This is a genomic window from Pseudomonas sp. Irchel 3H7 (assembly GCF_900187605.1).
GTDB lineage: Bacteria > Pseudomonadota > Gammaproteobacteria > Pseudomonadales > Pseudomonadaceae > Aquipseudomonas.
Map to the genome: position 1 here is coordinate 125,828 of NZ_FYEA01000008.1, position 14,449 is coordinate 140,276.

At 57.0% G+C, this 14,449-nt stretch carries 9 protein-coding genes; 4 read left to right on the forward strand and 5 right to left on the reverse strand.

What is annotated here, in order from left to right:
• Positions 1 to 54 precede the first annotated feature (54 nt).
• Both CKW38_RS16680 and CKW38_RS16685 read left to right on the forward strand, forming a co-directional pair.
• Complete coding sequence (locus tag CKW38_RS16680; protein ID WP_095113296.1) at positions 55 to 1,557, forward strand: ATPase domain-containing protein; 1,503 nt, start codon at positions 55 to 57, stop codon at positions 1,555 to 1,557.
• Complete coding sequence (locus tag CKW38_RS16685) at positions 1,554 to 3,221, forward strand: ATP-binding protein (RefSeq protein ID WP_095113297.1); 1,668 nt, start codon at positions 1,554 to 1,556, stop codon at positions 3,219 to 3,221. Before CKW38_RS16680 ends, CKW38_RS16685 begins: the two co-directional genes overlap by 4 nt.
• A 102-nt stretch (positions 3,222 to 3,323) precedes the next feature.
• Here the strand turns inward: CKW38_RS16685 and CKW38_RS16690 are convergent, their stop codons facing one another.
• Genes CKW38_RS16690 through CKW38_RS16710 form a run of 5 tightly spaced genes read right to left on the reverse strand, consistent with a single transcriptional unit; the run spans position 3,324 to position 9,868 of the window.
• Entirely contained in the window at positions 3,324 to 3,701 is a 378-nt protein-coding gene (locus CKW38_RS16690) for a response regulator (RefSeq protein WP_007914945.1), read from the reverse strand.
• Between the two features lie 44 nt (positions 3,702 to 3,745).
• A complete protein-coding gene (locus tag CKW38_RS16695; protein WP_007914947.1) occupies positions 3,746 to 4,960 on the reverse strand; it encodes a hybrid sensor histidine kinase/response regulator in 1,215 nt (404 codons plus the stop codon).
• Positions 4,954 to 5,547 carry a chemotaxis protein CheB gene (locus CKW38_RS16700; RefSeq protein ID WP_007914949.1) on the reverse strand — a complete coding sequence of 198 codons (594 nt, stop codon included), beginning with the start codon at positions 5,545 to 5,547 and terminating at the stop codon, positions 4,954 to 4,956. The genes CKW38_RS16695 and CKW38_RS16700 overlap by 7 nt, the downstream gene beginning before the upstream one ends.
• Entirely contained in the window at positions 5,544 to 6,377 is an 834-nt protein-coding gene (locus CKW38_RS16705; protein ID WP_007914952.1) for a protein-glutamate O-methyltransferase CheR, read from the reverse strand. The genes CKW38_RS16700 and CKW38_RS16705 overlap by 4 nt, the downstream gene beginning before the upstream one ends.
• Positions 6,377 to 9,868, reverse strand: a complete 3,492-nt coding sequence (locus tag CKW38_RS16710; RefSeq protein WP_095113298.1) for a response regulator — start codon at positions 9,866 to 9,868, stop codon at positions 6,377 to 6,379. Before CKW38_RS16710 ends, CKW38_RS16705 begins: the two co-directional genes overlap by 1 nt.
• 263 nt (positions 9,869 to 10,131) lie before the next feature.
• Here CKW38_RS16710 and CKW38_RS16715 point away from each other — a divergent pair, with 263 nt between their 5' ends.
• Together CKW38_RS16715 and CKW38_RS16720 are read left to right on the forward strand one after the other, a co-directional pair.
• Positions 10,132 to 10,497, forward strand: coding sequence for a response regulator (locus tag CKW38_RS16715; protein WP_095113299.1), 366 nt, complete (start codon positions 10,132 to 10,134; stop codon positions 10,495 to 10,497).
• 172 nt (positions 10,498 to 10,669) lie between these two features.
• A complete protein-coding gene (locus CKW38_RS16720) occupies positions 10,670 to 14,425 on the forward strand; it encodes a hypothetical protein (RefSeq protein ID WP_095113300.1) in 3,756 nt (1,251 codons plus the stop codon).
• Positions 14,426 to 14,449: the final 24 nt, after the last annotated feature.

Genomic DNA, 14,449 nt, shown 5'->3' on the forward strand with positions numbered 1-14,449 from the left:
GGCCGCGTGATTCTGTTGGCGGCCTCGCTTCCCTTAGTCATGAGAGGGCATTTTTTGTCTACTTCTAACGAGTTGATCAGTGCGAAAGCCGCTACCGGCATTGTGGGTCTGGACGACATCCTGGCCGGTGGTTTGTCTCGCGGTCATGTTTTCTTGCTGGAGGGTGAACCCGGTACCGGCAAAACCACGGTCGCTTTGCATTTTCTCCTGGCCGGCGCGAAAGCCGGCGAACGCTCGTTGTACATCACGCTCTCGGAAACCGAGCGCGAACTAAGGCAAGGGGCGTCGTCCCACGGCTGGACGCTGGATGACAACATCAAGATCTTCGAGCTGACGCCCCCGGAAAGCCTGCTCAATGCCGAGCATCAGCAGAGCCTGTTGTATTCCTCCGACCTGGAACTGGGCGAAGCCACCAAGCAGATTTTCGAAGCAGTCGAACGCTTCAAGCCGACGCGCGTGGTGCTCGACAGCCTGTCGGAGATCCGTTTGCTGGCGCAGAGTTCTTTGCGTTATCGCCGACAGATTCTGGCGATCAAGCATTACTTCGTGCGCTATAACGCCACCGTATTGCTGCTTGACGACCTGACCACCGAGTCGCTCGACAAGACTGTGCACAGCGTTGCTCACGGGGTCATTCGCCTCGAAGAGCTGACACCTAACTACGGCGCCGAGCGCCGACGCGTGCGGGTGGTCAAGTACCGCGGCCAGAAGTATCGCGGTGGTTTCCATGACTTCACCATCATGGGCGACGGCGTGCATGTATTCCCACGACTGGTGGCGGCCGAACATCGCGGCGAGTACGCGCGATTGCAACTCTCGAGCGGCATCCCGGAAATGGACGCGCTCCTCGGCGGCGGCATCGAGACCGGCTCCAGTACGCTGATTCTCGGCCCTGCCGGTACCGGTAAATCGCTGATCTCGATGATCTTCGCTGCCGCTGCCGTACTACGCGGGGAAAAAGCCGCGCTGTTTATCTTCGATGAAGAACTCGGCCTGCTGTTTGAGCGGATGAAAAACATCGGCATCGACCTGAAAGCCTTGCAGGCCACCGGCAATCTGTTGATCGAGCAAGTCGACGCCGCTGAACTGTCGCCAGGTGAGTTCTCCCATCGCGTGCGACGCTGCGTCGATGAAGGTCAAATCAAAACCGTGGTCATCGACAGCATCAACGGCTATCAGGCGGCAATGCCGGAAGAAAACGCGCTGGTGCTGCACATGCACGAGTTGTTGCTGTACCTGAACCGCAAAGGCGCGGCGACGTTCATGACGGTCGCCCAGCATGGTCTGGTCGGCGACATGCAAGCGCCGGTCGACATTACTTATCTGGCTGACACGGTGATTCTGTTGCGCTACTTCGAAGCACTAGGCAAAGTCCGCCGCGCGATCTCGATCATCAAGAAACGCACCGGCAGCCACGAATCGACCATTCGTGAATACCGCATTTCCACGCAAGGCATGACCATCGGTGAACCGCTGGAAGCCTTTCAAGGCGTGCTGCGAGGCGTCCCCACCTACCTCGGCGCGAGTAATCCATTGCTGCAGGAAGAGATCTTGTGACGGTTCAGGTGCCGCTGGCCGAACGGGCGCTGATTCTGGCGCCGGTGGGTCGCGACAGCCAGATTGCGCTGATGATCCTCAACGAGGCCGGCTACAGCGGACTCGTCACGCCAGGTCTGGATTCGCTGTGCACGGAGCTTGAACAGGGTGCCGGTCTGGTGGTCGCCGCCGAAGCCTTGCGCGGACCGGAACTGGAAGCGCTGTTCCTGCACCTGGAGCAGCAGCCGGCGTGGTCGGATCTGCCCATTGTGCTGTTGACCCATCACGGCGGCCAGGAACAAGGCCCCTCCTCGCGGTTGAGCGATCTGTTGGGCAACGTGACATTCCTTGAGCGACCGTTCCATCCCGCGACACTGGTCAGTATGGTGTCCGCCGCATTGCGCGGCCGACGACGACAGTACGAGGCTCGCGACCGGCTGGTTGACCTCAGTGAAAGCGAGCGACGTCTGCAATCGACCCTGGAAACCCTTGAACAACAGGTCGAAGAGCGCACCGCACAACTGCGGCACAATGAAGAAGCCCTGCGCCAATCGCAGAAAATGGAAGCGGTCGGCCAACTCACTGGCGGTATCGCCCACGACTTCAATAACATGCTGACTGGCATCATCGGCAGCCTTGAGTTGTTACGTCGGCGCCTGGCCCGTGGGCGTCTGGACGACCTCGACAGCCTGATCGATCTGGGCGTGACTTCGGCCAACCGTGCCGCCAGTCTGACCCACCGCCTGCTGGCATTTTCGCGTCGGCAATCACTCGATTCAAAAGCTGTGCAGATGAACACCCTGGTGCTGTCCATGGGTGAACTGCTGCAACGCAGCCTCAACGAAAGCATCCAACTGGACATGCGCCTCAACGACAAGTTGTGGGTCGCAGAGGCCGACCCCAATCAACTGGAAAGTGCCCTGCTCAACCTGGTCATTAATGCCCGCGACGCCATGCCCGACGGCGGCAAACTGGTGGTCGAGACCAGTAATCAGGTACTCAAGCGCGAATTCACCGAGGCCTACAGCAATCTCGAACCCGGTGATTACGTGATGCTCAGTGTCACCGACAACGGCAGCGGCATGCCGCAAAGTGTCATCAACCGGGCGTTCGATCCTTTTTTCACCACCAAACCGATTGGTCAGGGCACCGGGCTGGGCCTGTCGATGATCTACGGGTTCAGCAAGCAGTCCCGTGGCCATGTCTCGATTCACAGCGAGATCGATGAAGGCACCACGGTAAAACTGTATCTGCCGCGCTTTCGCGGTGAAGAACTGTCCAGTCCAGACTCGGCTATTCAACAAGCCCCGGATGCGCTGGACGGCGAAACCGTGCTGATCGTCGAGGACGACCCGGCAGTGCGCGTGCTGGTCTGCGCGGTGCTCGGTGAGTTGGGCTATGCCTTTGTCGAAGCCTGGGATGCTGACAGCGCCGTGCCGATTCTGAATTCGACGCAGCGTATCGATCTGCTGATCAGCGATGTCGGCCTGCCAGGCATGAACGGCCGGCAACTGGCAGAAGTCGGCCGCCAATATCGTCCGGGGCTGAAGGTTCTGTTTATCACCGGCTACGCCGAGCACGCCGCAGTGCGTGGCGGGTTCCTCGATTCGGGGATGCAGATGATCACCAAACCGTTCACTTTCGACCTGTTGACCGCCAAAGTGCGGGAGATGATCAAAAGCTGAAACCGCTGAAACTGTAAGAGCTGCCGAAGGCTGCGATCTTTTGATCTTGTTCTTGATCATCAACATCAAAAGATCGCAACCTTCTGCAGCTCCTACAGGGCTTTACGCGAGCAATTCCTGAATCTTTTCCTGCAACACATCCAGGTCGAATGGTTTTTCCAGGATCGGCGCCTTGCGTGTGATCGGGCTGCCGGTTTCGCGGATTTCCTGCGGATAGCCGCTGATGAAAATCACCTTCAGGTCCGGGCGCAATTTGACGGCCGGTTCAGCGATCTGCACGCCGGAGATCCCGCCCGGCAAACGGAAATCGGTGATCAACATGTCCAGATGTGGCTTGCGCGCAAGAATCTCGAACGCCTGCTCGCCGTTTTCCGCCTGCAACACGCGATACCCCTGCCCTGACAAGTAATCCGTCAGGACCATCAAGATAACCGGTTCGTCCTCGACGACGAGTACTACATCTTGTGCATCTACGCTCATGGGAAGCCTTTGTTCAGTCAATAGCTGCTGATACGACCGTACGGTCAATCAGAGGTTGCGTCGGATGTGCCGTTTTCCTGAATTGGCAGACAAACGCGAAACAGGGCGCCTTCGTTGATTTCACTCTCGACGACGATGGAGCCGCCATGGGCGGCGACGATCTGCTCGGAAATGAACAGACCCAGCCCGAGCCCGGCCACTACCGTCTTGGCGGAAACCCGTTCGAACTGTTGGAAAATACGTTTCTGATTCTCTTGGCTGATGCCGATGCCACGGTCCTGCACCTCGACCCGCGCCTCATCACCTTCACGGTAAACCCGCACCTGAATCGGGCTGCGGCCACCGTAACGCAGGGCGTTGGTCAGCAGATTGGTGACCACCTGCTCGATGCGGAACTCGTCCCAATGGCCTTCCACCGGTACAGGCGCGGTGAACGACACTTCGGTTTCAGCAGCTTCGATCTGTGCCGCGAAGTTTTGCAGCAGGTTGCTCACCAGTTGCACCAGATCGAAACGGCTCGGTCGGATCGACAATTTGCCGGTGCGAATGCGTGACACGTCGAGCATGTCTTCGATCAGGCGGATCAGGCTTTTGATCTGGCGTTCATCGCGGTCGACCATGGCGTGCATCTTGTCGAGGGTGAACGCCGCAGCGTTGTCGCGGGCCAGGTGCATCTTGCGCAGCTGGGTTTCAAGGATCAGGCCATTAAGCGGCGTGCGCACTTCATGGGCGACGATGGACATGAAGTCATCGCGCATGCGCACCGCCTGCTCCAGTTCCAGCTGGGTGCTTTGCAGTTGTTGCAACAGTGCTTCCTGCTCGCGACGGGCCTGCTCCAGCGCTTCGAGCTGTTGCTTCATCGCCTTGCTCTGACGGTACAGATCGACGAAGACGTTGACCTTGCTCTTCACCGCGTGGATATCCAGCGGCTTGTGCAGAAAGTCCACTGCCCCGCTCTCGTAGCCCTTGAACGCGTAATTGAGTTCACGGCCGGCAGCGCTGACAAAAATGATCGGGATGTTCTTGGTTTTCTCGGTGCCGCGCATCAACTCGGCAAGCTCGAAGCCGTTCATGCCCGGCATCTGCACATCGAGGATGGCCATGGCGAACTCGTGTTGCAGCAGCAACGACAGCGCTTCATCCGCCGACAAGGCTTTGTAGACAGTACGGTCTTCACGCTTGATCAGCGCTTCGAGCGCCAGCAGGTTCTCCGGCAGATCGTCGACGATCAGCAGTTTGGCTTGGATATTACTCAGCATGCGATTCGTTCCAGCTCGACAAGCAGACGGCCGATGCCGTGAATGGGTAGGACATGGTCCGGCTGCTGAATCTTCAGTGCAGCCAAGGGCATGGTGGCGACTTGCGCGTCTTCGGGGTCTTGAACGATGGTCAGGCCACCGCGGCGTTTGACTTGCGCCAGCCCGCGCGCGCCATCGTGATTGGCGCCGGTGAGCAGTACGGCGGCCAGCGACTCTCCGTAGGCGTCAGCCGCCGATTCAAACAGATAGTCGATCGATGGCCGGGAATAATGCACGCGCTCCTCAAGGCTCAGCGAGAGGCTGCGATCCTGCTCCACCGACAGGTGATAACCCGGCGTGGCGAAATACACATTGCCGGCAACGATATCCTGCTTGTCAGCAGCCTCGTGCACCGGCATGTCCACGCGGCGGGCGAAGACTTCGGCCAATTGACTACGGCGTTCTTCGGGCAGATGCAGGACCACAACGATCGGCAACCTATAGCCTCGGCGCAGCGGTCCGAGCAGGCTCAGCAGCGCCTCGACGCCGCCGGCGGAAGCCCCGACCACAATCGCCTCGACGCGAGGTAAATCCACGGCCTCGTTCATGTTTTGCGGTAGATCCGTTCTTGTTTGACCAGCGGTTCGAACTGGTTCGCGTAACCGGAGAAATCCAGCGTTTCCTTGCTGCCCAGCACCAGAAATCCGCGGTGGCACAGCGATTCATGAAACAGACCGAAGGCTCGGTCCTGAAGTTTCTTGTTGAAGTAAATCAGTACGTTGCGACAGGAAATCAATTGGGTTTCGGAGAACACACTGTCCGTCGCCAGACTATGGTCGGCGAAGGTCACGTTCTCGCACAGGCTCTTGTCGAAAATCGCATAACCGTACGCTGCCGTGTAGTAGTCGGCAAACGAACGCTGACCACCGGCCTGCTGATAGTTGGCCGTATACGCACGAACATTCTCCATGGAGAAAATCCCCTGCTTGGCCTTGTCCAGCGAGCGCGGGTTGATATCGGTGGCATAGATGATCGTGCGATCGAGCAGGCCTTCTTCGCGCAACAAAATCGCCATCGAATAGACCTCCTCGCCCGTGCTGCACCCGGCAATCCAGATCTTGATCGACGGATAGGTGCGCAGCAACGGCACCACTTCCCTGCGAATGGCGAGGAAGTGCGACGGATCGCGGAACATCTCGCTGACCGGAATCGTCAGCAATTGCAGCAACTGCATGAACGCCGTCGGATCGTGCAGGACTTTTTCCTGCAGCGCCGAAATGGTCGCGCATTCGAACTGGCTCAGCGCGTGCTGCACCCGGCGCTTGATTGAAGCGCCGGAGTAATCGCGAAAATCGTAGCTGTACTTGAGGTAAATCGCCTCAATCAACAAGCGCAGTTCGATTTCACTGTTTCGTTCAGCTGGCGTACTACGTTCCACTAAATGCGTTCCATCTTCGGTAACCACACGCGAATCAGCGAGAACAAGCGATCCAGGTCGATAGGCTTGGCCAGGTAATCATTGGCGCCCGCCTGCAGGCAGCGCTCCTGATCGTCTTTCATGGCCTTGGCCGTCACCGCGATGATCGGCAGCTTGCGCCAGCGCGGATCCTTGCGGATTTCAATGGTGGCTTCGAAACCATCCATTTCCGGCATCATCACGTCCATCAACACCAGATCGATATCCTCGACTTCATTGAGTCTTTCAATCGCCTCACGACCGTTACGGCCGATCACCACGACTGCGCCTTTGGTCTCCAGGGCACTGGTGAGGGCGAAAATGTTGCGCACATCGTCGTCCACCAGCAGCACCTTGCGACCCTCGAAGACCTTGTCGCGGCTGCGCGCGGTCTTGAGCATCTTCTGCCGTTCATGGGACAACTGCGATTCGACTTTGTGCAGAAAGAGTGTGACCTCATCCAGCAAACGCTCTGGCGAGCGTGCGCCCTTGATGATGATCGAGCGCGAGTACTTGCGCAGTTCGGCCTCTTCATCGCGAGTCAGGTTGCGTCCGGTATAGACGATGACCGGCGGGAACGAGCAGATGTCCTCGGTGGACATGCGCTTGAGCAGGTCATTGCCGAGCATGTCCGGCAATTTCAGGTCGATGACCATGCAGTCGTAGATCGTCGTGCGCAGCAGCTCCAGCGCGTCCTGCGCGAGGCCGACGGCGGTGATTTCGATGTCTTCGTCGCCGATCAGTCGGGCAATGCTCTCGCGCTGCAAGTCGTCGTCCTCGACCAACAGCACGCGTTTGACCTTCTGGGTCAGCTTGGCCTCGAGACGGGCGAACACGTCCTTGAGCTCTTCGCGGGTGGTCGGTTTGACCGCGTAACCGATCGCCCCCATGTGCATCGCCGCTTCGACGCGGTCCTCGACGGAAATCACATGCACCGGGATGTGCCGGGTTCCGGCGTGTTCCTTCAGACGCTGCAGCACGGTGAGGCCGGAGTGATCCGGCAGACGCATGTCGAGCAGGATGGCATCCGGGACGAATTCTTTGGCCAGGTCGTAGCCCTCGTCCGCGCCATGAGCCACCAGGCACTGATAGCCAAGCTCATGCGCCAGATCGTAGAGGATATGCGCAAAGTTCGGCTCGTCTTCCACCACCAGGATGCAGCGCGTGGCGAATGGCGCTTTGTTACGGTCATCGGCGAAGCGCGGAATGTGCACCGGCGTCAACGGCGAAACAACCGGCGCCAGTGGCACGCTGGCCACCGCCGCTGGCGGGGTAAAGGTCAATGGTGCGAACGGCACTTCATTGGTCTCGTCGAACTGCTGCGGCAACACCAGCGTGAACACACTGCCCTGGCCCGGCGTGCTGCTGACGCTGATCGAACCGCCGAGCAAGGTCGCCAGATCCCGCGAAATCGACAGGCCCAGACCGGTGCCGCCGTACTTGCGGTTAGTGGTGCCGTCGGCCTGGCGGAAGGCTTCGAAAATGCTTTCCTGCTGATCGGCAGCAATGCCAATACCCGAATCGCGCACGATGAACGCGACGCGATCATCCGGCTGGCCGGCAATGGTCAGGCTGACTGCGCCCTTCTCGGTGAACTTCACGGCATTGGACAGCAGGTTCTTGATCACCTGCTCCAGACGCTGACGGTCGGTGTAGAGCATGCCCGGCGCGCCAGGTTGCAAATCGACACTGAAGGTCAGCTGCTTGTCTGCCGCCAGAGGCTCGAACACGCTGCGCAGACCATCGGCCAGACGCGCCACGCTGGTGTTCTCCGGAATAACTTCGAGCTTGCCCGCCTCGACCTTGGAGATGTCCAGAATATCGTTGATCAGGTTGAGCAGATCGTTGCCGGCGGAGTAGATCGATTCGGCAAACTTGACCTGTTCGGCGCTGAGGTTGTCTTGCGGGTTCTCCGCCAGCAGCTTGGCCAGAATCAACGAACTGTTGAGCGGTGTGCGCAGTTCGTGGGACATGTTGGCGAGAAATTCGGACTTGTACTTGCTCGAGCGCTGCAATTCTTCGGCGCGTTCTTCGAGTTGTACCTGGGCCTGGTTGAGTTCGGTGTTCTTCAGGTCCATGGCGTCGCGCTGTTCGGCCAGGGTCTGCGCCTGCTCGGCGAGTTGCTCGTTGGTCTGCTCCAGTTCGACCTGCTGGGTTTCCAGATGCGCCTGGGACTCCTTGAGAATCCGCGACTGCTCTTCCAGTTCTTCGTTGGCGGTTTTCAGCTCTTCCTGCTGCACCTGCAACTCTTCGTTGAGCTGCTGGGTTTCGGCCAGCACTTCCTGCAAGCGCTGACGGTAGCGCGCAGCTTCGATGGAGGTGCCGATATTGCCGGCAATCAGTTCCAGCAATTCGATATCGCGATCCGTGAGCGGCCGCAGGAAACCCAGTTCGATCACGCCATTGACCCGGTCGTCATCGCTGGTCGGCACTACCAGCACACTGTGCGGCAAGCCCTCGCCCAGCCCAGAACTGACTTTGAAGTAGTCCGACGGCACCGAATCCAGACGGATCAGCCGCGCCTGTTGCGCCACCTGGCCGACAATGCCTTCGCCGCTGTAAATCGACTGATCTTGTTCTTCCTGCTCGCGAGAGAAGCCGTAAGTGGCCACCCGCTTGAGGCCGCCATGTTCTTCACGCACGTACAGCGCGGCCACGGCGGTGCCCAGGTATTGCGCGCAGAACTGCAGAATATTGCGCCCCAGCAAGTTCAGCGTCAGTTGCCCCAGCACCTGCTCGGCCAGCTCGGTCTGACCATTGCGCAACCACGCCTGCTGCTCCAGACGTTCGGCACTGGCTTGCTGTGCGGCAAGGTTGGCGCCGTAGTTGGTCGACAGATTGACCAGATCACGACGGCCGATATAGGCCAGCAAGCCGCTGATACCAGCGATGAAAATCAGGTAGAGGCTGATGCTCCAGATCGTAGTGCGGCGCACGTCTTCATTGCGCGTCGTGCGCAGAACCTGTTCGGTTTCGATGACGTCTTCAAATTGCTTGCGGATTTCGTCCGTCAAGCGTTTGCCACGTCCAGCCTTGACCGCGCCCCGGTAATCGCCGCTGGAGCGCTGCAGATCGATCATCGATTGTGCGTAATTGGCCCACTCGATCTGCAAGGCCTGCAAACGACGCAAGCGATCGGTCTGCACCGGGTTATCGGCGGTCAGATCGAGCAAAGTACTGAGCGCCACCGCGATACGCGGTTTGGCAGTTTCGTAAGGGTCAAGGAAATGCTCGTCGCCGCTAAGCAAGAAACCGCGCATGCCGGTTTCCAGGTCCACGGTGAGCTTCACCGCTTCGTTGGCGTTATTGATCACCCGGTCGGTGTGCTCCACCCACTGGATCACCGACAGCAGATAAGTAATCAGCGACACGAAGAACACGGCACTGAGCACACCGACGCCCAAGGGCAGACTGATGTTGCGACTCAGGAGTTTACGAAACCGTTGCTCATCAACCGTAGACGGAGAGGACATGGGGCAGCCTTGTCGAACTGTTGAAAAACAGGCAGTTTGCCCCAAAACGGCGGCATGGATCCATTTTTCTCACACCTTTCGCAGCAAATTCCTACGCTCACCAGCATGTTCATGCCCCTGAACAGTTATCCTTGCGCCCCCATCTGCGGCTATGCTTTTTTTGCGTCGGGCGGGGAACTTGTGGCACTGCGCCACTTACTGATGAAGAAGCCCGGCACTTTTGATCGACCGGCGACCCTGAACTGACTTTCGAGAGCCTTATTATGTCTACCCCCGCCTCCACCATCCTTGTCGTAGAAGACGACGACATCGTGCGCATGCTGATCGTCGATGTGCTGGAGGAGCTGGAGTTCACGGTGTTTGAAGCGGATGGTGGCGAACAGGCTCTGAAAATTCTGCAAGACACGCAAAATCACATCGATTTGATGATGACCGATGTCAAACTGCCAGGCATGGATGGCCAAGAACTGGCAATCAAAGCTCGCGAGCTGCGCCCCACCCTGCCGATTCTGTTTGCCAGTGGCTATGCCGAAAACATCAACGTCCCTGCTGGGATGCATATCATCGGCAAGCCATTTTCGATCGATCAGTTAAGAGACAAGGTAAGAAGCATACTGCTGGATAATTAAAATACCTCTCATCGTGCCTCTTCACATAACGATGAAGAGGCCACTCTCTACACGCAAAAATCTTAAATAAATCCAGGCACTCAAACACCCGAAAAGTACACTTACACAGTAATTATTGATAAGCACAACATAAAAAATGAGGATTCCCGACACTTAAACAAAGGGAACCCTCATGAACAAAAAACATAAACACCCGACAAATCAACACTACTTATCGAGATTCACAACTTACACTTCCCCGCGAACCCTCCACGCTCAAAGCGATAACCGCGAACGCGGAGAGGTTATATACAAATTAAAACAACGTAAAAACAATGCCGGATCCGCACAAACAATTGCACTGGAAGCAGCTGTCATCAGCCTGGAAACCGGATCGACGCTGAATGACGCTTTGCAGCCCGGCAGAAGTTTACTGCAAGCATTATCCGAACACGCCGCCTTCAAAAAACTCATGAGTGTATTAAAACTTCCCCAACACGCCCTCTTTGAAGTGACGGCTGCGGGTGAAATCAACGCACTCTATTCCGGAAAAACCCTTGGCTTTGCCAACGCATTCAAGCTTGCACCGGATCTGCAGGATGATCTGCAAGTGTTGGTTGAAATGGCACAAGCAACGGGTGGCAGTATCACTCTCGCCGAGCATGTCGAATTGACGCAGTGGCTCAAGTTTCATGGTTACGTGATTCCCGGCACCACCCGCGAATGTGCTCGGTTGATCGCATTCATGGAGCTACCGGCTCAGGCAAGTCCATTGCAGGGCAATTACTGGGAAATGCTCAACGCCGGAGCAGACAACGCCGTCACGCTCACTGCCGCTCAGCGCAGCGAGTTCCGCAAGCTCATTACCAGTTACATCAAAGACCAATCGTTATTGGAGCACCTGTCGAATAGTGTCTTTGGTGGGCAGTCTGCGCCGTTTCGGCGTGCTGAGGCCGAGGCTATTCTTGAAAAACTGGTCTCCAGTCCCATCGCCCTTCATTGGTCCGCTGCTTATGTAAGAGATCTGGGTTGGTATGGTGCACAAGAACATCACACGCAGTCAGTCGAGTCACTTAAGCAAATAATGCTGACTTCGCTGTTGCTCGATCTTCATCCAGGCGTCGGTGAAGAGCAGCCTCGTAATCATGTCGCAGGTTTTAACGTGTATGCCATCGAGCACAGGGAGAAATCCTTCGCCGATGTGCAAACCGAATTCGAAAAGCACTTGATCAAACATCACCGGATCAGTGAAAGAAACGCCTCACTGGCTGCTCACCTGCTGTTGGCAGAGGCCGCCCCGGAATTTCTGGTGAAAGACTTGCCCGCTACTCTTTCGCTGGGCACGCCAGACTGGGTTGAGTTTTGCCGAATGGTCACGGCGCAAGAAATCATTGCACCGGGATCGACACGCTCGATGACTTACGCGCAGTTGCAACAACTGGCGAAACTGGGCGAAGTTCTGGAGTCACGAAAGACACTCGACGCTGTGGCATCTGTCGATCCAGTCCTTGATTGGGCATTGCTCAATCAAATCGTCACGCAAGACACCGTCGAGAATTCGACTACCCAAGCACTCGAAATGGCATCGGCCGCTTACGCCAAACATGCCGCTACGCTCGTCGAAACAGCGAAAACCCTGGCCCGCCCTCTACCCACTCGCAAGAGTGTTGCACTGGACATCCTCAAGCAAGTCGCCAAGGGCTGCACCTATCTTGAAAGCGATGTCCTTTACCAGAAACGTAATCGGCCACTGGAAGACGCTTACGCTGACCCTTTTCCTGTTTCACCGCTGGAACTGCACATGTCCAATGACTTGGCCACCGGTGATTGGGATTTGAAGAACGGCGAGAGCCTCTACACAGCATTTCCCCGCCTGCTGCCCAATCTGATCTCACCTGATGGTGAGTACCACCGTCAGTTCAATCGAGAGTTTGTCGTGCATATGAACGCGATGAGCACGCACTTGAAGCAAGCATTCTGCGCGATGCCATTGCTTGATCGAACACGTTTGCTCAAAGGCAAGGTAACGATGTTTACCATCCGGCCATCCGTGGCGAAGATCCAGACGATCACCAGTGTGCCATCCAATCCATTGGCGTCGACCATCGACATGATTTTAAAGACGACCGAGCGCAAGCCAACGGAAAGTCATAAAGACATTGAAGAAGCAAAGAGTCGCTACGGTGTTGTGATCTGTTCGGAGTTCGAAGGCCGGGTCACCTGTTATGAATTATTCACCCTGCACGGAATCTGTCGCGAAAACACCCGGATGGCGGCACTGATTCAAGCCACAAACCAGCTCAACACAGCCGTCATGAGCAATGGCAAAAACTACTCTGCGCCTGCCACCGTGCACCGGTTACCGACGAATATCGAGTGTTATACCCACGGCGTGCCGCCCGGCTTCAGTGACGACAGTTCGGGGGTAATCGATAAAGTCGCGCACTTGCCGGCAACTGCGCGCCCCCTGCCAATCAAAGGTTACTATCAGAGTTTCTATTCGACGGACTTCGATCCGCTGGTGAACTTCGTCCTCAAGCATCGCCCCATTGCCACCTATGATGAGTTGGTCAGAGAATGCTGGGGACAGACCCGTCTGGAAGCATTGCGCGCCAAGCGAGACAAGGATCTCGACACGTTTCTCAACTTTGTAGTGCCGTTCAAGTCCTGCATTGAAGACCTCAGTTCGGACGATGTGGAGCGACAAATCCAGGGCGCTGGGGCATGCGCTCTGGAAGCTGCAATGACGCTTTTATTGGTGGTGGGTGCAGTGGCTCAAGCGGTCAGCCTTGTCGCCAAAAGTGTCACCGTTGCCACCAAGGCCAGTGCACTGGCCAAAACCGGCCTGGGCCTGGTCAGCAATCTGATCAATCCACTGGACGGCACCGCAGACTTGCTTTTGCACGGTGCAAAACTGTTGCGCAAGGGCTTCAACAAGGGTCTGACCGCGCTGGAAAACGCGATTTCCGATGCCCGCAAATGGTCGGGGACGACAGCCCGTCGCCAAGTCGCGGCAAGGATTGATTCAGACCTTATTCGACTGGGCTCCTGGCGTCCTGCGCTAACGTCTGCGGATGTTTTCCAGGTGTGGGCCATACGCCACAATGACGAATGGTATGCCCTGAACCGGCAAGGCCAAGCCTGGGGGAGAAAACTGAAAAACTTCGAGCTCAAGTTACCCGCGCTGCAATGGCACAGAATTTTGCCCAAAAGCTACTCGCGCGCGATCATCAAAAAGAGTCTGCCTGTCGCCATCCGAAAAATAGAGGATGCAATCTCGGTACTGGATGACCCGTCGGTGATTAACGAAACCGCCGTTTTGCTTGATTTATTGTTGGGCAATGACTCGGCGGCAACGCGAAAGGCGTATCGGGATTATCTTGTTGATGTCAAAAGCGATCTCGGCAAACTGGGTCCCGGAAACTTCGTTGCGGACGGCGACAAGGATATCGATGCAATAGCCCGACTGGATTGGGGTGCGTACGACGGCTGGAAGACCGGCGGGCAGCCCGCGCAGATGCCTTTTGTCCATGTCTACAGCCAGAATTTCAACGAGGCTTATCGTCTGGATCACTTCAACCTGGAAGCCAGCGCCGATGTTTTTGTCCATGAACTGTTCCACGGATCACCTAAAACCAAAGACTTTGCCTATGCCGACGCGAGTGGCCTATATGAGCGTGGCGCCCAGCAACTGGATGTATCACCACTGTTGAATCTGGCCAACGGCAAACTTTCGCAAGGCCTGCCCAGCTACCCTCATGTCACCTTCAATCGGGGTGTAGCCTTCAAGAATGCCGACTCTTTCGCACTGACGACTTCGCTGCTCGGACAACTCCACAGCAACAAAGAGGCCTATCAACGCAATATCGCCGTGATGAAGTCAGCACTTGAAAAGTCCGGTCGCGAGTTTATTGCGACACCGACATTAGTCAGCCTCAACCTGCTTTGACGAGGCTGGCGAACGGGCACACAC